Origin of the sequence: Draconibacterium orientale (assembly GCF_900111425.1) — a bacterium.
In the GTDB taxonomy this organism is placed as follows: Bacteria; Bacteroidota; Bacteroidia; order Bacteroidales; family Prolixibacteraceae; genus Draconibacterium; species Draconibacterium orientale.
In genome coordinates this window covers 22,096-45,595 of sequence record NZ_FOHT01000037.1, presented here as the reverse complement: position 1 = coordinate 45,595, position 23,500 = coordinate 22,096, and the positions used below count along the sequence as shown (strand labels likewise).

General features: G+C 41.7%; 23 protein-coding genes. 19 read left to right on the top strand and 4 right to left on the bottom strand.

Annotated features, from left to right (window positions below):
- Positions 1-53 precede the first annotated feature (53 nt).
- Together BMW53_RS17485 and BMW53_RS17480 are read left to right on the top strand one after the other, a co-directional pair.
- Positions 54-1,913: a YgiQ family radical SAM protein gene (locus BMW53_RS17485; protein WP_074781054.1), complete on the top strand. Its 1,860-nt coding sequence runs from the start codon at positions 54-56 to the stop codon at positions 1,911-1,913.
- Positions 1,910-2,665, top strand: coding sequence for a DUF4197 domain-containing protein (locus tag BMW53_RS17480; protein ID WP_038555302.1), 756 nt, complete (start codon positions 1,910-1,912; stop codon positions 2,663-2,665). Before BMW53_RS17485 ends, BMW53_RS17480 begins: the two co-directional genes overlap by 4 nt.
- A 522-nt stretch (positions 2,666-3,187) precedes the next feature.
- On the opposite strand, the gene mnmL is transcribed toward BMW53_RS17480, so the two are convergent.
- On the bottom strand, positions 3,188-4,261 hold the full coding sequence (gene mnmL, locus BMW53_RS17470; RefSeq protein ID WP_245749065.1) for a tRNA modification radical SAM protein MnmL/YtqA: 1,074 nt from the start codon (positions 4,259-4,261) through the stop codon (positions 3,188-3,190).
- A 31-nt stretch (positions 4,262-4,292) separates the two neighbouring features.
- On the opposite strand from mnmL, the gene BMW53_RS17465 reads away from it, so the two are divergent.
- The 5 genes from BMW53_RS17465 to BMW53_RS17445 all read left to right on the top strand — a co-directional run bounded on the left by BMW53_RS17465 (position 4,293) and on the right by BMW53_RS17445 (position 10,062).
- Positions 4,293-5,819 carry a DUF4301 family protein gene (locus BMW53_RS17465; protein WP_038555308.1) on the top strand — a complete coding sequence of 509 codons (1,527 nt, stop codon included), beginning with the start codon at positions 4,293-4,295 and terminating at the stop codon, positions 5,817-5,819.
- 126 nt (positions 5,820-5,945) lie between these two features.
- Entirely contained in the window at positions 5,946-7,409 is a 1,464-nt protein-coding gene (locus tag BMW53_RS17460; RefSeq protein WP_394331169.1) for a tetratricopeptide repeat protein, read from the top strand.
- 281 nt (positions 7,410-7,690) lie between these two features.
- Positions 7,691-8,626, top strand: coding sequence for a polyprenyl-phosphate transporter (locus BMW53_RS17455; protein ID WP_038555314.1), 936 nt, complete (start codon positions 7,691-7,693; stop codon positions 8,624-8,626).
- A 72-nt stretch (positions 8,627-8,698) separates the two neighbouring features.
- Positions 8,699-9,448 (top strand): shikimate dehydrogenase family protein, encoded by a 750-nt coding sequence (locus tag BMW53_RS17450; RefSeq protein ID WP_038555316.1) that lies wholly within the window; start codon positions 8,699-8,701, stop codon positions 9,446-9,448.
- 143 nt (positions 9,449-9,591) lie between these two features.
- On the top strand, positions 9,592-10,062 hold the full coding sequence (locus BMW53_RS17445; RefSeq protein ID WP_074781052.1) for a low molecular weight protein-tyrosine-phosphatase: 471 nt from the start codon (positions 9,592-9,594) through the stop codon (positions 10,060-10,062).
- A gap of 87 nt (positions 10,063-10,149) precedes the next feature.
- Here BMW53_RS17445 and BMW53_RS17440 read toward each other — a convergent pair whose 3' ends face one another.
- Complete coding sequence (locus BMW53_RS17440) at positions 10,150-10,614, bottom strand: MaoC family dehydratase (RefSeq protein ID WP_038555322.1); 465 nt, start codon at positions 10,612-10,614, stop codon at positions 10,150-10,152.
- Between the two features lie 228 nt (positions 10,615-10,842).
- Here BMW53_RS17440 and BMW53_RS17435 point away from each other — a divergent pair, with 228 nt between their 5' ends.
- Complete coding sequence (locus BMW53_RS17435; protein ID WP_051567561.1) at positions 10,843-11,772, top strand: DMT family transporter; 930 nt, start codon at positions 10,843-10,845, stop codon at positions 11,770-11,772.
- A 152-nt stretch (positions 11,773-11,924) separates the two neighbouring features.
- On the opposite strand, the gene BMW53_RS17430 is transcribed toward BMW53_RS17435, so the two are convergent.
- Positions 11,925-12,743, bottom strand: coding sequence for a 3-keto-disaccharide hydrolase (locus BMW53_RS17430; RefSeq protein ID WP_217642980.1), 819 nt, complete (start codon positions 12,741-12,743; stop codon positions 11,925-11,927).
- 161 nt (positions 12,744-12,904) lie between these two features.
- On the opposite strand from BMW53_RS17430, the gene BMW53_RS17425 reads away from it, so the two are divergent.
- The 10 genes from BMW53_RS17425 to BMW53_RS17380 all read left to right on the top strand — a co-directional run bounded on the left by BMW53_RS17425 (position 12,905) and on the right by BMW53_RS17380 (position 21,802).
- Positions 12,905-13,519, top strand: coding sequence for a TetR/AcrR family transcriptional regulator (locus BMW53_RS17425; protein ID WP_038555328.1), 615 nt, complete (start codon positions 12,905-12,907; stop codon positions 13,517-13,519).
- Positions 13,516-14,793, top strand: coding sequence for a TolC family protein (locus BMW53_RS17420; protein ID WP_038555331.1), 1,278 nt, complete (start codon positions 13,516-13,518; stop codon positions 14,791-14,793). The genes BMW53_RS17425 and BMW53_RS17420 overlap by 4 nt, the downstream gene beginning before the upstream one ends.
- Positions 14,794-14,820: 27 nt before the next feature.
- Positions 14,821-15,702 carry an HlyD family secretion protein gene (locus tag BMW53_RS17415; protein ID WP_038555334.1) on the top strand — a complete coding sequence of 294 codons (882 nt, stop codon included), beginning with the start codon at positions 14,821-14,823 and terminating at the stop codon, positions 15,700-15,702.
- A 64-nt stretch (positions 15,703-15,766) separates the two neighbouring features.
- Entirely contained in the window at positions 15,767-16,669 is a 903-nt protein-coding gene (locus tag BMW53_RS17410) for an ABC transporter ATP-binding protein (RefSeq protein ID WP_038555337.1), read from the top strand.
- Positions 16,670-16,718: 49 nt separating this feature from the next.
- Positions 16,719-17,093, top strand: coding sequence for a four helix bundle protein (locus BMW53_RS17405; protein WP_038555340.1), 375 nt, complete (start codon positions 16,719-16,721; stop codon positions 17,091-17,093).
- A 55-nt stretch (positions 17,094-17,148) separates the two neighbouring features.
- The gene (locus tag BMW53_RS17400; RefSeq protein WP_074781050.1) at positions 17,149-17,874 is read left to right on the top strand and encodes an ABC transporter ATP-binding protein; all 726 of its coding nucleotides are present in this window, start codon (positions 17,149-17,151) and stop codon (positions 17,872-17,874) included.
- 175 nt (positions 17,875-18,049) lie between these two features.
- Positions 18,050-19,156, top strand: coding sequence for an ABC transporter permease (locus BMW53_RS17395; protein WP_038555343.1), 1,107 nt, complete (start codon positions 18,050-18,052; stop codon positions 19,154-19,156).
- 83 nt (positions 19,157-19,239) lie between these two features.
- Positions 19,240-19,596 (top strand): four helix bundle protein, encoded by a 357-nt coding sequence (locus BMW53_RS17390; protein ID WP_038555346.1) that lies wholly within the window; start codon positions 19,240-19,242, stop codon positions 19,594-19,596.
- 30 nt (positions 19,597-19,626) lie between these two features.
- A complete protein-coding gene (locus BMW53_RS17385; RefSeq protein WP_038555349.1) occupies positions 19,627-20,745 on the top strand; it encodes an ABC transporter permease in 1,119 nt (372 codons plus the stop codon).
- A gap of 85 nt (positions 20,746-20,830) precedes the next feature.
- On the top strand, positions 20,831-21,802 hold the full coding sequence (locus BMW53_RS17380) for a CHAD domain-containing protein (RefSeq protein ID WP_038555353.1): 972 nt from the start codon (positions 20,831-20,833) through the stop codon (positions 21,800-21,802).
- Here BMW53_RS17380 and BMW53_RS17375 read toward each other — a convergent pair.
- A complete protein-coding gene (locus BMW53_RS17375) occupies positions 21,799-22,350 on the bottom strand; it encodes a DUF1697 domain-containing protein (RefSeq protein ID WP_038555364.1) in 552 nt (183 codons plus the stop codon). The genes BMW53_RS17380 and BMW53_RS17375 overlap by 4 nt on opposite strands.
- A gap of 90 nt (positions 22,351-22,440) precedes the next feature.
- Between BMW53_RS17375 and ygiD the strand changes: the two genes are divergently transcribed.
- Positions 22,441-23,325, top strand: a complete 885-nt coding sequence (gene ygiD, locus BMW53_RS17370) for a 4,5-DOPA-extradiol-dioxygenase (protein WP_174416366.1) — start codon at positions 22,441-22,443, stop codon at positions 23,323-23,325.
- The last annotated feature ends 175 nt before the right edge of the window (positions 23,326-23,500 follow it).

The following is a 23,500-nucleotide window of genomic DNA, read 5'->3' as shown; positions in this document are numbered from 1 at the left end:
ATTTTTTAATCATATTTGAACTTTCTTTGTTATAAAGGGTATAATTTAATTTAATGACAGAAAACAAACTACATATTACAGACTGGCTCCCCACATCGAAGAAGGAAGTAAAACAGTTGGGATGGGAAGAACTGGATGTAATTTTATTTACCGGCGACGCTTATATCGACCATCCCTCGTTTGGAGCCGCCGTTATTGGCCGGGTTTTGGAAGCTGAAGGATTGCGCGTAGCCATTGTTCCGCAACCCAACTGGACTGATGATTTACGCGACTTTAAAAAGTTGGGAAAACCGAACCTGTTTTTTGCTGTAACCGCAGGAAACATGGACTCGATGGTGAATCATTACACTGCCGGAAAACGTAAACGATCTGATGACGCATACACGCCGGGCGGGCAAATTGGGAAACGCCCCGACTACGCCACCATTACTTACTCGAAAATACTAAAAGAACTGTATCCCGATGTGCCGCTGGTACTCGGAGGAATCGAGGCCTCGTTGCGCCGCTTAACACATTACGACTATTGGTCGGATCGTTTAATGCCTTCGATTTTGGCTGATACACAAGCTGATCTTTTATTTTATGGAATGGGCGAAAAATCGATTGTTGATTTTGCGCGGCTGGTAAAACGTGGCATCCCAATTGATACGCTGACTACCATTCCGCAAACTGTTTTTATGATTGGTGCAGATGAAGCTTACGCCACAAAAAAAAACTGGGACGAGTTGGAACTGGCCTCGCACGATACCTGTTTGCAGGAAAAGAAAGAGTACGCCCGCAATTTTATGCACATCGAGGAGGAATCGAACAAGATGGAGGCCAAAAAGCTGGTGCAGCGAATTGGCGATAAAAAAGTGGTGGTAAATCCGCCGTGGCCAACTTTTAAGGAAAAGGAAATCGACCGCATTTATGATTTGCCCTACACACGTTTGCCACATCCGCGCTACAATAACAAAGGTGTTATTCCGGCATACGAAATGATACGCCACTCCATTAATATCCACCGCGGATGTTTTGGCGGTTGTACCTTTTGTACCATTTCGGCACACCAGGGAAAATTTATTGCCAGTCGCTCCGAAAAATCAGTTCTGCGAGAGGTAGAGAAAGTAACCGAAATGCCCGATTTTAAAGGGTACATTTCCGATTTGGGTGGCCCGTCGGCCAACATGTACAAAATGAAAGGTATTCACGAGGAGATTTGCCGGAAGTGTAAACGCCCTTCGTGTATTTTCCCATCGGTTTGTAAAAACCTCGACATTAACCACAAGCCAATGCTCGATTTGTACGAAAAGGTACGGCACAATCCGAAAGTGAAAAAAGCGTTTATTGGTAGTGGCATTCGCTACGATATGATTTTGGAGAACACCAACGACAAGGAGGTAAACGCAAACAACCGGAAATACCTGCGCGAAGTTATCAAACACCATGTTTCGGGACGACTGAAAGTGGCTCCGGAGCACTCGTCGGACGAGGTGCTGAAGTTCATGCGCAAACCATCGTTTAAATTGTTTGAGGAACTGAACCAGGAATTCATAAAAATAAACAAGGAAGAAAAGCTGAATCAGCAGCTGATTCCGTATTTTATTTCGAGCCACCCCGGCAGTAAATCGGAAGATATGGCCAACCTGGCGATCCAGACTAAAGACATGAATTTCAAGCTCGAGCAGGTGCAGGATTTTACACCTACACCGATGACGCTGGCTACTGTAGTTTATTATTCGGGCTACCATCCGTACACGATGGAGCAGATTTACACCGCCCGAAATAAAAACGCCAAAGAACAACAACGCCAGTTCTTTTTCTGGTATAAAAAGGAATTTCGAAATAAAATTATCCGCGACCTAAAAGCAAAAGGCCGCGAAGATTTGGTTAAACAGCTTTTCAGTAAAAAACAAAATAACGACACTAAATGAAGACAATCAGAATGTTAACACTTGCAGTAGCAATTGTGCTATCGGGCTGTGCCGAAGTAATGCAAATTGCCCAGCAAACCCTTGCTGGCGAGGCGCCTTTGACCCAAAATGAAATTGTGGCCGGGTTAAAAGAAGCACTGATAACCGGAACCAACAATTCTGTAGATATTCTTGGTGCGCAAGATGGATACTACAAAGACGAGCTGGTAAAAATTTTACTTCCACCCGAAGCAGATATGATTGTTGATAATGTTGGCAAAGTACCTGGTGGGCAAAAATTACTAGATGATGTGTTGTTGCATATCAATCGTGCTGCTGAAGACGCTGCAAAAGAAGCAGCACCTATTTTTGTGAACAGCATAAAAAGCATGACATTTAACGATGCCGTTGGAATTTTAAAAGGCAACGACAACGCCGCAACATCCTATTTACACAAAACAACTTACGATCAGCTTTTTGCCCTTTATCGTCCCAAAATAAAATCTTCGGTGGAGAAAGAATTAGTAGGTGGCGTATCAACAAAAGAAAGCTGGGACACCCTGGTGGGTAAATGGAACCAGGTTGCCGGTTCTTTTCTGGGACAAACTGCGGGCTTGAAAAAGGTTGACACACAATTGGAAGACTACCTGACAGCCAAAGCACTCGACGGTGTATTTTTGAAGATTGCCGGAGAAGAAAAACTGATCCGGGAAGATCCGGCAGCGCGTGTAACCAGTTTACTTAAAAAAGTATTTGGTTCGGTTGATAGCTAAAAAAACATTCATGATTCCCGGGAATCACCAACAGTGATGAAAGTGAGGCCTAACGACAGCATTTCATAAAAAAATCAGATTACGAGGCGCATACAGCAGTTGTGCGTTGAATAACTGATTATTTGCGCCTTTGATTTACTTTCTCATCACCCCCGAGCTTCACCCGAGGTTAGTCACATTTTATCCCTTCGGGATATTGAACTGGATGACAAAGTTAAGACGACTTTATTGGCCAGCTATGTCGGAATTGCAAATTTTTCATGACGCTGGAAGCGTCTAATGTGAACCTGTCTGCCGACAGGCAGGTAACCCGGTGCGTAGCGCCGGGATGAAATGACCAAAGCGAATCGTCCGGCGAAGAAAGCAGATCGAAGCCAGATGGTTCTTCTGGACGAAACTCAAACGGCAATACACATAAGAATGATGGGGACTTTCAGAAAAAAAGCCGGCTTAACTTTTGCTTACCGACAGGTCATTCTAAAATCAGAATATTACTGCCCCGGAATTAATTTTTTCGGGGCTTTATTTTTCAAATAACCTCCCCTGCCAGGTATCACGCTCTTTCAAGCGTTTCTCCACTTTGGCAACAAACTCAAAATTCTTTAATCCCCATTTGGGGGCGATCAGCATTTCGGGTGGCGCCTGACTGATAAAACGTTCAACAATAATTGCCGGATTTAAAAGCTCCAGGTAATCGATAACCAGATCGATGTATTCGTCGGCAGTATAGAGATCGAAATTCTCAGGATGCTGTTGAAACTGTTTTTCAAGCAGTGTTTTTTTGTGAATTTGTAACTGGTGTAACTTTAAGTTTTTCACCGGCAGTTTCGATATCGTTTTTGCCTGATCGAGCAGTTCATCGCGTGTTTCGCCCGGCAAACCGAGAATCATATGCGCACAATTGTTGATGCCACGTTTGGCTGTTTCCTCAATTGCCCATTCAGCTTCAGCAAACGAGTGCCCGCGGTTAATGCTATCCAACGTTCTATCAAGGTGCGACTCAACGCCCAACTCCACCATTACATACACCTTTTTGCTGAGTTCGGCAAGGTAATCCAGCAATTCAGGATAGATACAATCGGGGCGCGTTGAGATAACCAGCCCAACCACTTTTGGATGTTCCAGCGCTTCTTCGTACAAACGTTTTAAATCATCAATCGGAGCGTACGTATTGGTGTAGGCCTGAAAGTAGGCCAAAAACCGCATCGACTTGTATTTTCTGGCAAAAAAAGCAATGCCCTTTTCCACCTGGCTGGTCACGCTGTTTTCCAGGTTGCAATAAGTGGGTTTAAAGGTTTTATTGTTGCAGTAAGCACATCCGCCGGTACCTTTTGTCCCGTCGCGGTTGGGGCAAGTAAAGCCGGCATCTATCGATACCTTTTGCACCCGCTCTGAAAAAAGCGCTCTGAAATATGTTGGAAAATCATTGTATCGCCTCTCGTGGCCCCAGCTGTAAGTTCCGTTTTGCATCCCGTTTATTTGAAATTGCAAAAGTACGTAAAATTGTGAATCCGAATTTTCTGCATAAAACTTATCAACAACTCTTGAAAACTTTCCGCGAATATCAACGGTTTTGCTTTTCAAATACAGCTTCAATTCTCTATTTTTAAGGAAAAATCAGGCAGATATGTTCTCGGAGAAAGATAAGCAGCAAATTCAAGAGCGCGGCAGCAAATTAGAGACCGTGCAAATCCAAATCGAAAATTTTAAAAAAGGCTTCCCCTACCTACCCATTCAGGATGCAGCGTCGGTAGGAAATGGCATCATTCGCTTAAGCCCCGAAGATTTGAAAAAACGTGGCGAACGTTACGATGCGAAAATTGCGGCAGGCACAAAAGCCTTAAAATTTGTGCCGGCCTCGGGTGCTGCAAGTCGCATGTTTAAAGCCTTGTTTCAGGCATTAGAGGACTTTCAGAGTCAACCTCACGAAGATGTAATTGCCGCCAACAGAGACGCGGCACAATATATTACTGAACTCGATAGATTTGCTTTTGCTGAAGAACTAAAAAAAGCCGTTGCTGATGATGGAGAGCAACTTTCGGCCACCAATAAACTCGACTATCTGTTAACCGAAAAAGGGCTGAATTACGGAGCTAAACCTAAAGGGCTGCTTAAATTTCATTCGTATGAAGATGGTGCGCGAACGCCTTTTGAAGAGCACCTGGTAGAAGGAGCTAAATACGCCGCCGACAAAGACAGAAAAGCCAGTTTGCACTTTACTGTTTCGCCCGAACATCAACCCGGATTTGAAGCTTTACTTGCAGAAATAAAAGACAAATACGAAGAACTGCTGGGAGTTGAGTTTGATGTAACATTCAGTCAGCAAAAACCATCAACCGACACCATTGCCGTTGATTTGGAAAATGAACCATTCCGAAATGCTGATGGCAGTTTGTTGTTTCGTCCGGGAGGGCACGGTGCTTTAATCGAAAACCTGAATGACCTGGATGCCGATATCATTTTCATCAAAAACATCGACAATGTGGTGCCCGATCGTTTGAAACAGCCAACCATCGACTTTAAGAAAGGATTGGCAGGTGTATTGTTAAAGCACCAGGAAAAGCTGTTTTATTATCAGCACGAATTAAACGAAAAACATTACACCGCGCTTAGCAGCAACTTTTTGGCCGAAGCCGCTAACTTTTTGGAAAACACCTTGAATACCAAACCGGCCAAAAATCATTATTACACCGAGCGCGAAGAACTTTATCAATACCTGAAAGAGAAATACAACCGGCCATTGCGTGTGTGCGGCATGGTGAAAAATGAAGGCGAGCCCGGTGGCGGTCCATTCTGGGCAATGAATGCCGACGGAACGGTATCGTTGCAGGTAGTTGAAAGTTCGCAGATCGATCCGGACAGTATTCAACAACAGGATATTGTTCAGCACGCCACACACTTTAACCCGGTTGATCTGGTTTGTGCAGTAAAAAATTACAAAGGAGAAAAATACGATCTCACCCAATTTACCGATCCGGCAACGGGCTTTATATCCCAAAAATCGAAAGACGGAAAAGAGCTGAAAGCACAGGAATTGCCGGGCTTGTGGAATGGAGCAATGAGCAACTGGAACACCCTTTTTGTGGAGGTACCGATTGAAACATTCAACCCGGTAAAAACGGTGAACGACCTGTTGCGCGATCAACACTTGTAAGATCAATTATGAAAATGATTAAGCTATTTTGAATTATTTTCAAATTGGTTAAATGCCGATATATAAAAACAAAGTCATTGGGAGTGTGCGAACCAATGGCACAATGTTTTTAATAATCGGTATAAGATTATTTTTGAGATTCGGGCCGAATTATTAATTTCGCGAACTTATTTTACGATGAACGAGGAAAGAGATAATTTCAGGGAAGAAGATATTAGCGAAGCACTTAAACGTTTTAAGAGCTCTTTGGTTTCAGGCCGCGCAAAGTATTTCGATGTGTCGGAATTTGAAGGAATTGTAGAGCAACTAATGGAAGAAGGCGATTTGCAATCGTCTGAAATTGCGGCTAAACAGGGCATACAAATCCATCCAAATGCGGTTCCTCTTCACTTAAAATATGCACAAATTCTGCTGAGCAAGGGCAAATACGACCAGGCGCAGAAATACCTCGATTTTGCTGAAAAAGTTGAAAACACCAATCCCGATGTGCACCTGCTAAGAGGTTCGGCATCGTTGATTATGGGCAACGAAGCTGGCGCAAAAGCATCGTTCAAAAAAGCAATCAAAGCCGGAAACGGCGAAACCGACGACATTTTATACCACGTAGGATCGGCGTTTGTTCAAATTGGCGAAATAAGCGAGGCGATCTCGTATTTCAAAAAAGCCCTGAAACTGAATCCGAAACACGAACTGGCATTGTACGACCTGGCGTTTTTTACCGACCAGATTGGCGATTACAAACACAGTATAAAATACTACAATCGTTTTATCGATAACGATGTGTACAACTACACCGCCTGGTTTAACCTGGGTATTGTATACAACAAAGCCGAAATGCACGATAAAGCCATTGATGCTTATGAATATACGCTGGCCATTAACGAAAATTTCCATATGGCGCTGTTCAATATCGGAAATGCCCTGGCCAATTCGGGTCGTTTTAAAGAGGCCATCGATAAATACCGGGAATTTTTGGAATTCGACCCGGATAACGATGATGCGTACTGCTACATTGGCGAGTGTTACCTGAACCTGGACGATCAGTTACTATCGGAGCACAATTACCAGAAAGCAATTTCGATAAACCCGGAGAATGACACGGCCCATTTTGGTGTGGGACTAATTATGTGGATTGCGAAAAAGTACGACAGAAGTATCGACTACATCAAAAAAGCCATAAAAATCGACAAACAAAATTCGGAGTACTGGCTGACGTTGGGAAAAGTTAGCAGCGATGCCGAATACCTGGATGATGCGATAAAAGCATTTAAAAAAGGTGCGCGTGTTGATGCTGAAAATACAGAAATATGGCTGACCTGGGCAGAGACTTTAATGAATCACGGGGATACAAACGGTGCCATCCGAATTCTGAAAAAAGCCATCGACAATAACGACGATTCGATGCTTAAATACCGTTTAGTGGCGATGTTGCTTGGTGCCCGAAAACGCAAAGAAGCCTACGAATGGTTGCGTTCGGCCATGTTGCAGGATTTCGAAAACATCAATTACCTGTTTGATATTTACCCAAGAGCCTTAAAAAGTAAAGAGCTTAAAAAGGTAGTTGACGATTTCCGGCGGGGAGATAAATAGCAAACTCCCGATTGGTCTCTATCCAATTTATTAAATCCCCGATCAAAATCAGTATCAGGGAGTCAACTTCTTCTTCGAAACCCTGTTTTATACCGACAATTAAAAACTTTTAGCTACTGGATCGCAAACTCCCAATAGCTTAGTTTTTATATATCGGCACTTACCCAATTTGAAAAGAATTACAGAAAAGCCTAATTCTTTTCATAATTGGTATAACAATTTGTTTTTGTATTTTGGCGTCCCGAAATCAAAATTTACACCGTTACAAATTCAGAGCATAAATGAACAGATCAGCAAAAGATTATTTTACACTGGTATTAAAAGGAATGGGAATGGGTGCTGCCGATGTAGTACCGGGCGTTTCCGGAGGAACAATTGCCTTTATTACCGGCATTTACGAAGAATTGATTAACTCGATAAAGTCAATCAATTTAACCGCCATAAAACTATTATTGAGTTTTAAACTGGCCGAGTTCTGGAAAGCGATTAACGGAACTTTCCTGATCAGTGTTTTTATCGGAGTTGGCATCAGTGTATTCTCGCTGGCAAAAGGGCTGGAATATTTGCTTCACCACTATCCTATTTTAGTTTGGTCGTTCTTTTTCGGATTGATCGTTGCATCGGCCATTTATGTAGCGCGCTCAATTAAACGATGGAAAGCAGATACCATAATTGGCGGAATAGCAGGAATTATCGTTGCTTACATGATTACTGTTATTACGCCTGCCGAAGCTAACACCAGCTACTGGTTTATTTTTCTGTCGGGAGCCATTGCCATTTGTGCCATGATTCTGCCGGGTATTTCAGGTAGTTTTATTTTAGTGCTTCTGGGAATGTACAAATTTATCCTTTCGGCAGTTGGCGATATGAACATTGCGGTAATCCTAACTTTCCTTGTTGGCGCGGCCGTTGGAATTATTGCTTTCTCGAATGTATTATCGTGGCTACTGAAAAAATACCACAACACAACCATTGCCGTTCTGGCCGGTTTTATGGTAGGATCGCTAAACAAAGTATGGCCCTGGAAAGAAGTTACGCAAACAATTATCGACCGTCACGGCGAATTAAAACCCATCGCCGAACGTAATATTTTACCCGGAACTTACGAGCAAATAACAGGTCATGAAGCCTGGTTGCTGGGTGCAATTGTTCTGGCAATTGCCGGATTTGCACTCATTTTTGTTGTGGAAGGAATTGGAAAGAAATTGAAGAAATAAACTTGATTCTGGATTCTGGATACTGGATACTGGATACTAGATACTCAATACTTAATACTCAATACTCATAACATGAAAAAATACGGATTATTAGGCTACCCACTCACCCACTCATTCTCAAAACGTTATTTTACCGAACGTTTTGAAACGGAAAAGATAGATTCAACTTATGATAATTTCGAAATCGATTCGATAACTAAATTCCCTGATGTGGTAAAAGATAATCCGGAAGTGATTGGGTTTAACGTTACCATTCCTTACAAAGAGCAGGTAATTCCGTATCTGGATGAACTGAATGATTCGGCAAAAGAAATTGGCGCTGTTAATACCATTCGTGTTACACGAACCGAAAACAGTGTTCATTTAAAAGGATTTAACACCGACACTTTTGGGTTTGAGTCATCGTTGAAACCACTCTTAAAAGAGCATCATAAAAAGGCACTGATTCTTGGGACTGGTGGTGCGTCGAAAGCATTAAAATATGTGCTCAGCAAATTGGGTATTGACTACATTTCTGCGTCGATTGAAGAGCTGCAGGAAAACGAAATCCGTTACGAAGACATCGATGAGCAAGTTATCGCAGAGCGTTTGCTGATTATCAACGCCACGCCGCTTGGAACCTATCCAAAAGTGGAGACCTTCCCGAATATTCCTTATGAATTTATTACCGACAAACACCTTCTTTTTGATTTGGTTTACAATCCTGAAGTAACCCAGTTTATGGCCAAAGGACAAGCCAAAGGAGCCACGGTTAAAAACGGTTATGAAATGCTGCTCAACCAGGCTAAAAAAGCTTACAAGATTTGGAACTCGGAAGAATAGTTTTCAGTAATCAGTCACAGTTGTCAGTAAGATTGCAACTTGTAATCTGAAACTGGAAACATCATCCCCCTTAATCCCCCTTCGAAGGGGGAAAACGACGAAGGAGTTGGGGGATGAAAAACAAAATGTAACGGATTCGATTTATGGATAAAACAAAAGTACTTTTCGTATGTCTCGGAAATATTTGCCGTTCGCCAAGTGCCGAGGCAGTATTTAACGGCGTGGTAAAAAAGGCAGGATTAAGCCAACAGTTTGAGGTGGATTCCGCCGGAACATCGGGCTGGCATGCCGGCGAACCTGCCGACAAGCGGATGCAATCGCACGCCATACGCCGCGATTATAAACTAACCAGTCTTTCCAGGAAGTTTGATCCGCATTCCGATTTCGATTATTTCGATTACATCATCGGGATGGACGACAGCAATATGCAGAACTTAAAGAGGATGGCCCGCAATGGCAACGACCTGCAAAAACTACACAAAATGACCGATTTTTGCAGCGACGGCCAATACAACGAAGTTCCCGATCCGTATTACGGAGGTGCCGATGGTTTTGAGCTGGTGCTCGACCTGCTGGAAGATGCGTGCGAGGGGTTGTTAGAAAAAATAAGTTAAAGTTGGGTTTTCCCGGAACATTACTTTCATCCCCCTATCCCCTTCGAAGGAGCGAGGGATGAAAAAATTTTATAAGTAGTTTATTTTTTATTCGAAATGGTAAAGGAAATTTACCAAACAATCGTAAGCCGGTTTTCGCTCGCCTTCAATATCAACCACAATTTTCACCTGAACTTTGGCAATTCCACGCAGATTTTTAATATCATTTAATGACACCGTTGCCCTGATTTTGTCGTTCACTTTAACCGGTTGCTGGAAACGCAAACTTTCGATACCGTAATTCACGATCATTTTTACATTTCTTACATCAACAACATTATACCACAGGTAAGTTAGCATCGACAACGACAAATAACCGTGTGCGATAGTTGTTTTAAACGGCGATTCTTTCGCTGCACGCTCCGGATCGGTGTGTATCCACTGGTAATCAAGCGTGGCATCTGCAAACTTATCGATCTGATCCTGAGCTATCTGAACATAATCCGAAACTCCTATAACCTGCCCCAAAAGGGCTTCAAACTCTTCGTAGTTGTTGATAATTCGTTTTTCCATTGAAAAAATAATTCTGGTAAATGATGTGCCAAGTTAATCCTTTTTCCGCAAGAATAGCAGCTTTCAGCATAATGAATAACTCTATTTTATAAAGCTTTCATAAAGAAGAACTGAATTTTTATACGTTATGTTCCATTTTTAAAAGGACTATGAAGTTATAGTAAATAATACAGACAATCACATCCGGTTTTATCAGAAAATGGTCACCTTTGCATTTCAATTTATCGCATGAGAAATCTTTTCCGCACAACAACTTTTTTAGCTATAGTTGCCTGTTTTTTATGGTCAACAGCATTTGTTGGAGTAAAGATCGGCCTGGAATACCATAGTCCATTCCAGTTTGCCGGTATCCGTTTTACGATCTCCGGCCTGCTTATGTTTTTGTATTTCGGAAAACCCAAACGTTATTTTTCAGAATTAAAACATAACGTGAAATTTATCCTTCTGCTTTCTGTTGTTCAAATTTTTGCACAATACGCGCTGTTTTACAGCGGCATAAATTTACTTCCCAGTTCGCTGTCGGCTATGATCGTGGGATCGCAACCACTTTTTATAGCGATTGTTGCGCACTTTTCGTTTAACAACGATAAAATGACGCCGCTAAAAACATTCAGCATTTTAATTGGCGTGGTTGGCATTTCAATTATTACACTCGGCCGCTCGAAAGTTGCGATGACTGGCTATCTGGAATATATTGGAATTGCCATTTTGCTGGTCAACAATATTGTTTCGGGGTACTCGAATGTACTTGTTGCCAAACATTCAGGCACAATTTCGCCGGTAGTTTTAAGTTCTACTTCGCTGATTATTGGTGGTTTAATGTTATCCGTTGTTTCCATTCCGGTTGAAGGAATTCACCTGGGCCCATTTCCACCAAAATACTGGTATGCCTTGGCCTGGCTAAGCTTTTTATCGGCAGCCGCCATTACCATTTGGTATTCGTTGCTGAAACGTCCGGGTGTAAAAGTTTCGCTGCTGAATGTGTGGAAATTCCTGATTCCCGTTTCAGGTGCAGCACTCAGCTGGATTTTACTAAGCAACGAAAAAGCAGATCCAGCCTCAATTATAGGAATGGTAATTATTGCCGTATCGCTGCTTAGCCTGAATTATGCGAACCGCAGGGAACAAAAACTGGCCGCCCAAAAGGAGCAGAAATAGCTCTTCTTTAACAGATTACTTCCCAACATGATATTTTGGATTTTTCCCCCGCCCCTAGAGGGTGAATCCAAAAAATCAATCTGGTTCCCTTTAGGGATTAGGGTAATACAGATTGATTTTGTGCACAGTTAAATGATTCTGTCAAAGTAAAATTACTCATCCAAAATCAGTAATTCTATTTTCCTGAAATCGGTACCATGACTTTCAGCCTGAATGGATATCGTTCCGCCGGTGATAATTTCGTTACCATCGGCCGGCAATAATTTTTCGAAATACTGATCATTCGGATCGAGTTGTGGTTTTTCGTAGCTCAGCACTTCTTCTCCGTTTACAAAATGACGAATCACTTCTCCGCCGTGCACTTCTACCTCAACATTTACCCACTCGTCGTCATATTGTGTTTTCGATTTTGAATCGGTGCAGTGCTGCTCCCATAACTCGCCGTTCATTATCACATTGGTTCCGGGAGTACAAAGGTTCATGGTGGGGCGTTCGCCTTGCCCGGTAACGCCTCCCAGCAACTGCACTTCAATCGATGTTGGAAAATCCTGATCCAATTCCATCGACTCGGCACTTTGCCCGTGAATCATCAATCCATTATTTCGGAATGCCCAGCCGGGGCCGTTTTTTGCCTGTTCGCCGATAAACCGGTACTCAACCCGCAAACGGTAGTGCGAAAATTCATCCTTGTAAAACAAGTGGCCGAATTTACCATTCCACTCTTCCCAATTCTCATACGACACCCGAAGCAAACCATCCTCTACCCTGAAAGTGTTATTATAATTTACGCCCAGCACCTCGCCTTTAAATTTTACCTGCCAGTCGTTTAAATCTTTTCCGTTAAACAGTTGAATCCACTCCTCGCCGGATTTTTCAACCGGTTGTTGTGTTTTTGGTTTTGTGTTGCACGCCGCTAACAGCATTAAGCCCGCCAAAAGGGCCATTCCAAAGCGTTTGTAAGTTGTTGCCATTACTTAACTTTTAATTGATTTAGTTATCAGGTAAAGGTAAAACAATATTAAAAAGAACAAAAATTAACCACCTGGTTAAACTATTTGGTTATTTCTTTGGATAATTAAATTTAAGCACCTACTTTTGACCAAATGGTTAAACTACATAGTTAATTAAGGATATGACAGACATAAAAAAAGATAATACCGAGGAAAAGATCTTAAGTGCTGCACAGAATGTTTTTGTTCGGAAAGGAATGGATGGAGCCCGGATGCAGGAAATTGCAGACGAGGCCGGAATAAACAAAGCGTTGCTGCATTATTATTTCCGTTCGAAACGACAGTTGTTTAACGCAACATTCGAGAGTATTTTTTGCAAAATCATTCCGAATGTTATGCGGATGGTTGAATCGGATCAGCCGATTAAAGAAAAGCTGGAATCGTTCATCGAGAACTACATTGATGTTTTGATGAAAAACCCCTTCCTGCCAACCTTTGTACTTAAAGAAATAAACCAGGACCCGGAGTTTCTGGCTGAATTGATTAAAAGCAGTGGACTACAACCGCAAAAAGTTGTTGAAATGTTCAAAATTGAAATGGAGAAAGGAACTATCCGAACCATGGATCCGCGCGACTTATTAATTAATATCCTCAGTTTAAACATTTTCCCTATTGCCTCACAACCACTTCTGGCCTTGTTGTTTTTTGATGATGACCCCAAAAGTTACATGGAGTTTATTGAAAGAAGAAAAGTAACTGTTAAGGAGTTTGTCCTTAACTCAATCCTGATAAAATGAGAAAGATTCTGATTCTATTGCTATTTCCGGTTCAGTTGGCGCTTGCCCAAAACAGCGTTCAATTAGACAGTTGTTATGTGTGGGCCCGGCAAAACTACCCCAACCTGAAACAGTCGGAATTATGGAAAGAGATCAATTCGCTTTCCATACAAAACCACGAAACCAATTACCTGCCTCAGGTAACGTTAAACGGGCAAGCGACTTATCAATCAGCTGTTACCGAAGTTCCGGTATCAATGCCCGGAATATCTATTCCAACCGTATCGAAAAACCGTTACAACACGTACGCCGAGTTGCAACAAACCATTTGGGATGGTGGACTTACCAAAGCCAACAAAACACTTGAAACAGCTATTTTGAACAGCAACCTCAGTCAACTTGAAGTTGAACTTTATAAGCTAAACGAGCAAGTTGCACAGGCCTTTTTTACAACTTTGGTTGTCGGTCAGCAAAAAGAAGTAATTCTGGCACAGGTAAAAACCATCGACGAACAGTTGATCCGCGTAGAATCAGCCATTCGGAACGGAGTAACCGAACCTTCGGCAGCCATGGTATTAAAAGCTGAACGCATCAACCTCGAGCAAAATATTGTAGAACTGGATGCGGCAAAAAACACCTCGCGCCAAATGCTCGAATTGCTTACCGGAAAGCAGTTTACAGAAAAGGAAGCATTTAGCTATCAGAGCAACTTTTCATTCAATTCGGAATTGCTCCGCCCGGAATTACAATTGCTGGCCGTACAGCGGGAGCAGCTGGCCGTTCAAAGCGATCTGCTTTCGAAAACAAGAAACCCGAAACTTTTCGGATTTGGACAGATGGGTTATGGAAAACCGGGATTAAACATGTTACTCGACGAATTTAAAGGCTACTACCTTTTTGGTGTGAGCGTGTCGTGGAATGCCTTCGATTGGAAACAAACTTCGCGAAAACAACAGGTGCTGAAATTACAACAAGAAATGCTTCAAAGCCAGGAAGCCACTTTTATACAAAACCTTAACCTGTTGCTCATTCAGCAAAAAGAACAAATCGGGAAACTTGAACAATTAATTGCCAACGACGAAAACCTGGTAGAACTGCGTTCCGGGATTACCAAAGCAGCTGCCTCAAAATTGGAAAATGAAACCATTACAACTTCCGACTATGTTCAGGAATTACAAGCAGAAACCGTAGCAAAACTAAAGCAGGAACTGCACAAAATTCAGTTGAACGAAGCCCGCGAGAAATATGTCCTCATAAAAGGAAAAACTTTGGCGGGCACATTAACACAGAACTAAAAAGGTACCAGCAAAAACATTGATATCATGAAAAAGATACTTTACATTATTTCTCTGCCAATCCTTTTACTGGCCTGCCAAGCCGATAACGATACGGCAGATGCTTATGGCAATTTCGAGGCGGAAACAGTAATCGTTTCAGCCGAAACTCCGGGAAAGATTCTTGAACTAAATGTTGACAAAGGTGACAAGATTGAAGCCGGTTATTCTGCTGCCCTTATCGATACTGTTCAACTGCACTTACAGCTGTTGCAGTTGGATGCGCAACAAACTGCAGTGTTAACCAAACGCCAGTCCATTCAATCGCAGATTGCCGTTTTCGAGGAGCAAAAGACCAACCTAAAGATCAACGAGAAACGTATTCAGAAAATGCTGAAAGACGGAGCTGCCACACAAAAACAACTCGACGATATTCAGGGACAGATCAGTGTAATCGATAAACAAATTGCCAATACAAAAACGCAATTCACGCTCATCAGCAAAGAACAGGAAGTTTTGGAAGCACAAAAAGCTTCAATAGCCGATCAGTTAAACCGTTGCTATATCAAATCGCCGGTTTCAGGAACCATTCTGGAAACGTACGCCGAGCAAGGAGAATTAACCACCTCCGGAAAAGCACTTTTTAAAATTGCCGATATCAGCGAACTGGAACTTAAAGTTTATGTAAGCGGGGCACAACTTCCACATGTGAAACTCGGCCAGCAAATCGATGTTATTGTAGATCAGAATGCTACCGAAAATCAACATTTCACCGGAACAATTACCTGGATTTCATCGGAAGCAGAGTTTACGCCAAAAATCATTCAAACCAAAGAGGAACGCGTGAAACTGGTTTATGCTGTAAAAGTAACCGTTAAGAATAATGGAACTTTAAAAATAGGAATGCCCGGGGAGGTTCGCTGGCAGTGAACAGTCGCAGTATTCAGTCAAATGCGCTTAGCGGTTCCAACCACTTAGCGCCTACGAATAAAGAATGATCGAAATAAATAACATAACAAAATCATACAAAGAAACCAAAGCACTTTCGGGCATCAACCTGCATGTGAATGAAGGAGAACTTTTTGGATTGATTGGTCCTGACGGAGCCGGAAAGACAACGCTGATCCGAATTCTGATGACTTTGCTTTTACCGGATTCAGGTGAAGTAAAACTAGATGGCCTTGATGTGGTAGAAAATTACAAGAAGATCCGCAAAATAGTTGGTTACATGCCAGGACGTTTTTCGTTGTACCAGGATCTTAGTGTGGAGGAAAACCTGAACTTCTTTGCAACGGTTTTTGGCACCACCGTTCAGGAAAATTACGACTTGATTCGTGATATTTATTATCAGATTGAACCGTTTAAAAACCGTCGTGCCGGAAAACTGTCGGGCGGAATGAAACAAAAACTGGCGCTCTCGTGTGCCTTAATCCATAAACCCAAAATATTGGTACTCGACGAACCAACAACCGGAGTGGATGCTGTTTCGCGAAAAGAGTTTTGGGAGATGCTAAAAACCCTTCAGCAAAAGGGAATTACCATTGTAGTGTCGACACCTTATATGGACGAAGCCGATCTTTGCGACAGAGTGGCACTGGTGCAAAACGGGCAGATACTTGATGTGAATTCGCCAAAACGAGTAACCGAAAAATTCCCCCGAAAAATTATTCAGGTAGGTGCCAAAAATATGTATAAACTGATCAACGATTTACGGGCTTACGATAGAGCGGAAGCAGTATATGCGTTCGGCCAGTTTGCCCATTTTACCGGAATGAATGACGAAGTAAAACCCCACGAACTCGATCATTATCTGCAAAATCTGGGGCATGAAGAGATCCTCACTGAAGAAATTCCGGCTGGTATTGAAGATGTATTTATGAGTTTAATGGAACAATGAGAAGTCGCAGTTAACAGTCGCAGTAAACAGTAAAACAAAAATAAAAAACATGGATTTCAAAGAGTTAATCGTATATCAAAAAGCTTTCAGATTGGCAATGGATATTTTTGAAGTTTCCAAAACATTCCCTAAAGAAGAAAAATATTCGCTTACAGATCAGGTACGAAGATCTTCGCGTTCAACCTGCACTAACGTTGCGGAAGCGTATCGTAAAAGACGATATCCAAAACACTTTTTAAGCAAGCTTACCGACTCCGATGGTGAAAACAGTGAAACTGCAACCTGGCTTGATTTTGCATTCGCCTGTAAATACCTGAACAATGACATTCATGAGAGATTAAATAACGAATGTGTAGAGATTGGTAAACTGTTGAACTATATGATGAACCATCCTGAGAAATTTGGAAGTGCTCCAGTTCTATGACTGCAAACTGAGACTGGATACTGCGACTGAATACTGAAACAGCAAACGATCTACCATGGAAAAAGAAACAATCATTTCAGCAAGAAACCTAACGAAGAAGTTCGGCCACTTTACGGCAAATGACAACCTGACGTTTGAAGTGAAAAAGGGTGAGATTTTTGGTTTTCTGGGAGCCAACGGAGCCGGAAAAACAACGGCAATCCGTATTCTTTGTGGCCTCTCGTCACCAACATCGGGAGAGGTAGAAGTGGCCGGTTTTGATATTTATCGTGAAACCGAAAAAATAAAAAAGAACATCGGTTATATGAGCCAGAAGTTTTCGTTGTATGAAGACCTTACCATTTTGGAGAACATTAAGTTATATGCCGGAATTTATGGAATTGGAAGAAAACAGCGCAAAACAAAAGAATCGGAACTGTTACAAAAATTGGAACTGGAAAATGTAAAGAACAAACTCATAGGCGATCTGCCACTGGGATGGAAACAAAAGCTGGCATTTTCGGTGGCTATTTTTCACGATCCGAAAATTGTTTTCCTCGATGAGCCAACCGGAGGTGTTGATCCGGTTACACGACGTAAATTCTGGGACCTCATCTACGAAGCAGCTAACAACGGCATTACTGTTTTTGTAACTACTCATTACATGGATGAAGCCGAATATTGCGACCGCGTTTCGATAATGAATGCCGGGAAAATTGAAGCACTCGACACGCCGGCAAAACTGAAAGAAAAATACACAGCAACCAACATGGACGAAGTGTTTTTGAAGATAGCAAGATAAGCTGCTAGCCTTTAGTTAATAGCTCCTAGCTTGATTCGAAAAGAACCAATGTCTCGTAGTTAAAAGCAAACTAAAGAGAATTAAATGAAAAAAATAATGCGACAACGAACTAAATTAATATTCACTACAGCAAAATAAGCTAAACGCTTGTGGCTCGTAGCTAGAGGCTACTAACATGAAACAACTAAAATCATTCATAAAAAAGGAATTCTTCCACATTTTTCGCGATCCGCGAACGATGCTGATACTTTTTGGAATTCCGGTGGTGCAATTGCTGGTTTTTGGAACGGTGATTAAAAGCGAAATAAAAGATGTACACATTGCCATATACGACCAGTCGAAGGATGAAACCACAAAGGAAATCACCAATAAATTGTTGTCATCGGGTTATTTTATATTAGATGAAAATCTGAATAACCTTGATGGTATCGACGCCATTTTCAGAAAAGGGAAAGTGCGCGAGGTGATTGTTTTTGAAAACAACTTTGGGCAAACACTCGGGAAAGAAGGAACCGCCAAAATGCAGTTGATTGCCGATGCTTCCGATCCGAACATTGCTAAGCTGGCCATTTCATACACTACTGCCATTGTAAACGACTACATCCGAAAATTGTACCCCGAAATGCAGCTGCCTATGCAAATTACACCGGAAGTGCGCATGTATTTTAACGAAGAAATGAAAAGTGCCTATATGTTTGTTCCAGGAGTAATGGCACTGATTTTAATGCTCATTTCGGCCATGATGACCTCCATATCAATTACCCGCGAGAAGGAGTTGGGAACCATGGAAATTTTGCTTGTTTCGCCACTTCGCCCTGTTCAGATTATTGTTGGCAAGGTACTCCCCTATCTTTTACTGTCGATTGCCAATGCCTTTATTATCGTGCTTATCGGGCATTTTGTATTTAGCGTCCCGGTAAATGGCAGCTTCATTTTATTGATGCTGGAAACCATTCTTTTTATTCTGATGGCCCTTTGCCTGGGAATTCTGATCTCAACGGCAGCAAAAAACCAAATGACAGCCATGTTTATTTCAATGATCGGGTTAATGCTGCCAACCATCCTATTATCAGGTTTTATTTTCCCCATCGAAAATATGCCTGTGGTGCTGCAATATTTCAGTCACATTATGCCCGCGCGTTATTTTATCACGATTGTAAGAACCATTATGTTGAAAGGAACCGGCATCTTTTTTATCTGGAAAGAGACAGCAGTTTTAATTGCCATGACACTGTTTTTTATCGCTGTTAGCGTGAGGAAGTTTAAGATTAGACTTGAATAGCTACTAGCCATTAGCTTCTAGCCACTAGTAAAGAAAAATGAGTATTAGATCACGTAAATATTAACCTATAAAAACAAATTAAGATGAAGAACTTTAAGAAGTTAAAAGTATGGCAGAAAGGTATTGAACTTGTTGTTGATATCTACAAAAACACCAACACATTTCCAAAAGAGGAAATGTATGGTTTGACGAGCCAGATCAAACGTTCTGCGATCTCTGTTCCTTCAAATATTGCAGAAGGATCCGGGAGAGGCTCCGATAAGGATTTTAATCGATTTTTGGATATCGCACTGGGTTCATCTTTTGAGTTAGAAACACAACTAACAATTGCAAAAAGATTGAATTTTATTTCAGATAAAGATTTTTCAGAAATTATAAATAGTCTGGATGAAGAACAACGAATGATCGCCGGACTTCAAAAGAACTTAAAACAAAGCTAATAGCTGGTAGCTAGAGGCTAGTAGCTCATTATGAAGACAATACTCTACATCCTGCAAAAAGAATTCCGGCAAATATTTCGGAATAAGACCATTCTTCCAATGATCTTTGTTGTGCCGATCATGCAAATGCTGATTTTAGTATTTGCGGCAACCTACGACATGAAACGTATCGATTTAGTTGTGGTTGATCACGATATGTCGGAAAATTCGCGCCACCTGATCGCCCAATTTGATGGAATTCCGTTTTTTCATGTACATCATTTAGAGCAATCGGAGAAGCTGGCAGAAGAAAAGCTGCTAAATGACGAAGCAAATGCCATTCTTGTTTTCCCGGTTGATTTTGAACGCAACCTTATTCGAAACGACGAATCGAAAGTACAACTTTTAATAAATGCAATTGAGAGCAACTCGGCGCAACTGATTTATGCATATTCGGCCAATATCATCGCCGATTTTAACAAAAACATTATTGCCGAATGGAAAGGAATCCCGGAATTTACGCCACCGGTAAAAGTTGAAATAACCGAGAATTACTGGTACAATCCCGAGCTGGATTACAAATGGTTTATGGCGCCCGGAATTCTGGCGATTCTGGTCACCATCATCGGGATGTTTATGTCGGGGATGAACCTGGTGCGCGAAAAAGAAATCGGCACCATCGAGCAACTGAATGTTACGCCTCTAAAAAAATACCAGTTTATTATTGGCAAACTTGTTCCTTTCTGGATAATTGGCCTGTTCGATCTGGCATTTGGGCTAACCATCGCCTGGCAGGTTTTCGACCTCCCCATTGTTGGAAGTTTGTTCACCCTGTTTTTTATGGCCGGCATTTACCTCATCGGGGTGCTTGGCCTCGGACTGTTTATTTCTACAGTGGCCGACACGCAGCAACAGGTCATGTTCGTCAGTTTTTTCTTTATGATGATTTTTGTACTGATGGGAGGAATTTTCACACCCGTTGAAAGTATGCCCGATTGGGCACAATCCATCAACCGTCTCAATCCGATCTACTATTTTATGCGCGTAATGAGGATGGTAATTTTAAAAGGTTCCGGTGTTGCCGATCTTTTACAGGAACTTGTTTCCTTATCGATTCTGGGCATTACATTCTTAAGCCTGGCTATTTGGCGTTACCGAAAAACGGCATAGTTCACCCTGGTTAACTTTTTTAGGCTGAAATCGTTTATCTGTAAGCAGTATGGTGTGGTAGTGTAAATGTTACAAAGCGAAAATAATGAGCGTAGAATTTAGTCTGGAGATAAAAGAACGTGAATATTTTGAGGAGGGCATTTTTCGTGTGCTCGACAAACTACATTCCGATTCTGCAAAATTTATAACCATCACTAAACGACCGCACTACTACATTCACGAGGTTCGAACCAATCTAAAAAAAATACGGGGCTTGTTGCGTTTACTTCGCCACGAAATTGGAGAAAACAGCTACAATGAAATGAACGCTTATTACCGCGACCTGGCGATGGAAGTTGCCCCTTTGCGCGACGATACTTCGCAAATTGAGCTCCTCCGGGAAATAAAACTAAAACTACGAAATCCTGCGGTTACAAAAGCGCTCGATAAAATTATTTCTCAACACCGCAGAAACAGGAAAACAGCGTTCGACCTTTTTAAACAATCGGGGCATGCCGAAGATATTAAGCAGATGATACTGGGCCTGCAGCAAATGATACATAATTTGAGCTTTACAGGCGATCCCGAATTTTTTATTCTTAAAAGCCTGCAACATGTTTACAAACGTGCACGGGGAGCATTTGAAACCACCGAATTTTTGAATGACGACGAGATTTACCACTACTGGCGCAAACAGGTAAAATACCTGACATATCATTTAATGTTACTCAATAAAGCCTGGCAAAATTCCATTCGAACCTATATCAGCGATTTGAGTTTTCTGGGAAGTTCGCTCGGCAAACTGCACGACTTAAATTTGTTTCACGAGGCCATAAAAAGCAAAAACATTCAAATTTCGGATAAGGATTCACGCAAAAAGCTGATGCGTTATTTATACAACCGCCGATGGCTTTTAAGGAAGCAAGTTCATGCGCTTGGCGAACAATGTTTTATTGAAAGCAGCGAAGCTTTTTCCTTGCGTATTTTCGAGAACTGGCAAAACTCGGCGATGCACAAAAAAAAATTTAGTGGGCGCAAATCGAAGAATGACATTCGGTGCGAATGTGATAAAGATTAAACTTCTGTTTCTTTTGCCATTTCCAACAACGTTAACGTGGTTTTCCAATTGCGTGTGGTTGCACTCACTTTCAACTGGCTTTCGAAAAAGTTATTGTTGAGTTTGGTTTTTCCATAGCCGTGCGGACAGTATAAATAAACCGCACCCCCGAAAACCACAAATTCCTCTCCGGCTTTTACAGAGGAATTGATTTTTTCGTTATTCTCTTTTGCCGGAGTCTCTTTTAAAAAAGTAACATGCAGAAATTTGGCCTCTTTGTTTTCATCGCCAGCAAATGGATTGCTTTTAATGATGTTCGCCAATTCTACTTCATCTAAAACCAACACCGGCACATCAAATCCAAAGTCTTTCTGTATTTGACTGTTGATCAATTCTTCCAAATTACCGGAACTTGTTAGCTGGTAACGAAAAACAACATTCCCGCTTTGAATATAGGTTTGTACTTTTTCAAATCCCAAATTCGTAAAAGAGGATTTCAGTGCATCCATCTTTATTTTATTTTTTCCGCTAACATTTATCCCGCGCAAAATGGCAATATACGTGTTCATGCCTTTACAACAATATGCCACTAAATTGGTTGTATAGATAAAATGGAAAAGCCGGAAAACGGTTGGTTAAAAAAGAAAATCCGTTTTTACATGAAACGAAAACAATTTTTAAAAACAGTAATGGCAGCAGTGCCGCTAACAGTTGCAGGAATGAAACTTAATGCATTAAATAAAATAACAGAATCGTTGGAGAATACTCCAAAAATGCCGGTGTTGTTTCTTGGCCACGGAAGCCCGATGAATGCCATCACCGAAAACGAATTTGTGCGGAGTTTCAGAAAGGTTTCTTCCGAAATTGAAAAGCCAAAAGCAATCATTGTTGTGTCGGCACACTGGGAAACGCAGGGAACACGCGTTACCGCAATGGAACAACCAGGTACCATTCACGATTTTGGCGGTTTCCCTCAGGAACTTTATAATGTACAATACCCTGCACCGGGAATGCCACTGTTGGCGCAGGAAGTAAAAAACATGGTACAACAAACCCCGGTTCATCTCGACGATAAATGGGGCCTCGATCATGGTGCCTGGTCGGTAATCAGGCACATGTACCCCGATGCCGATGTTCCGGTAATTCAGCTGAGTTTGGGTTACAGAAAAACGCCACAGCAACATTATACACTTGCACAAGAGCTGAAAAAACTGCGTGATAAAGGGATTTTGATTGTGGGCAGTGGCAATAATGTGCACAATTTACGGATGGTACATTGGGGCAAACTGAACGAGAATTTTGGTTTCGACTGGGCCAACGAAGCCAACGAAAAAATGAAAGAATTGATACTGAGTGGCAATCACCAGGAATTAATCAATTATTCAAAACTGGGCAAGGCTTTCCAGTTATCAATACCAACACCCGAGCACTATTTGCCTTTGCTTTATGCACTGGCATTACAAGACAAAAAAGATGATATAAGTATTTTTAATGATGAACCGGTTGGAGGATCATTAGCAATGACATCGGTAAAAATCGGATAAAAACGTTTCAGGCAGATTGTACAAATTTTCGCACAAATTGAATTTCCTGGAATCAGCGCTTTCAGCGCAATCAAATAGCATTTTAATAGTGTGCCTGCAATTTCCCTGCTCCCGAAATTGCAGCAATTTCTTATCTCCTTAATTTATGTAGAACCAACTGAATAATTTACAAAAT

Bases quoted from the DNA above. Each gene is read 5' to 3' on its own strand.
- BMW53_RS17440 (WP_038555322.1), bottom strand. From the start codon at position 10,614: ATGGAAAAACGAATTATCAACAACTACGAAGAGTTTGAAGCCCTTTTG.
- BMW53_RS17485 (WP_074781054.1), top strand. From the start codon at position 54: ATGACAGAAAACAAACTACATATTACAGACTGGCTCCCCACATCGAAG.
- BMW53_RS17385 (WP_038555349.1), top strand. From the start codon at position 19,627: ATGAAGACAATACTCTACATCCTGCAAAAAGAATTCCGGCAAATATTT.
- BMW53_RS17445 (WP_074781052.1), top strand. From the start codon at position 9,592: ATGGATAAAACAAAAGTACTTTTCGTATGTCTCGGAAATATTTGCCGT.
- BMW53_RS17415 (WP_038555334.1), top strand. From the start codon at position 14,821: ATGAAAAAGATACTTTACATTATTTCTCTGCCAATCCTTTTACTGGCC.
- BMW53_RS17395 (WP_038555343.1), top strand. From the start codon at position 18,050: ATGAAACAACTAAAATCATTCATAAAAAAGGAATTCTTCCACATTTTT.
- BMW53_RS17400 (WP_074781050.1), top strand. From the start codon at position 17,149: ATGGAAAAAGAAACAATCATTTCAGCAAGAAACCTAACGAAGAAGTTC.
- BMW53_RS17410 (WP_038555337.1), top strand. From the start codon at position 15,767: ATGATCGAAATAAATAACATAACAAAATCATACAAAGAAACCAAAGCA.
- BMW53_RS17430 (WP_217642980.1), bottom strand. From the start codon at position 12,743: ATGGCAACAACTTACAAACGCTTTGGAATGGCCCTTTTGGCGGGCTTA.
- BMW53_RS17480 (WP_038555302.1), top strand. From the start codon at position 1,910: ATGAAGACAATCAGAATGTTAACACTTGCAGTAGCAATTGTGCTATCG.
- BMW53_RS17435 (WP_051567561.1), top strand. From the start codon at position 10,843: ATGAGAAATCTTTTCCGCACAACAACTTTTTTAGCTATAGTTGCCTGT.
- BMW53_RS17420 (WP_038555331.1), top strand. From the start codon at position 13,516: ATGAGAAAGATTCTGATTCTATTGCTATTTCCGGTTCAGTTGGCGCTT.
- BMW53_RS17465 (WP_038555308.1), top strand. From the start codon at position 4,293: ATGTTCTCGGAGAAAGATAAGCAGCAAATTCAAGAGCGCGGCAGCAAA.
- BMW53_RS17390 (WP_038555346.1), top strand. From the start codon at position 19,240: ATGAAGAACTTTAAGAAGTTAAAAGTATGGCAGAAAGGTATTGAACTT.
- BMW53_RS17425 (WP_038555328.1), top strand. From the start codon at position 12,905: ATGACAGACATAAAAAAAGATAATACCGAGGAAAAGATCTTAAGTGCT.
- ygiD (WP_174416366.1), top strand. From the start codon at position 22,441: ATGAAACGAAAACAATTTTTAAAAACAGTAATGGCAGCAGTGCCGCTA.
- BMW53_RS17450 (WP_038555316.1), top strand. From the start codon at position 8,699: ATGAAAAAATACGGATTATTAGGCTACCCACTCACCCACTCATTCTCA.
- BMW53_RS17405 (WP_038555340.1), top strand. From the start codon at position 16,719: ATGGATTTCAAAGAGTTAATCGTATATCAAAAAGCTTTCAGATTGGCA.
- BMW53_RS17380 (WP_038555353.1), top strand. From the start codon at position 20,831: ATGAGCGTAGAATTTAGTCTGGAGATAAAAGAACGTGAATATTTTGAG.
- BMW53_RS17455 (WP_038555314.1), top strand. From the start codon at position 7,691: ATGAACAGATCAGCAAAAGATTATTTTACACTGGTATTAAAAGGAATG.
- BMW53_RS17375 (WP_038555364.1), bottom strand. From the start codon at position 22,350: ATGAACACGTATATTGCCATTTTGCGCGGGATAAATGTTAGCGGAAAA.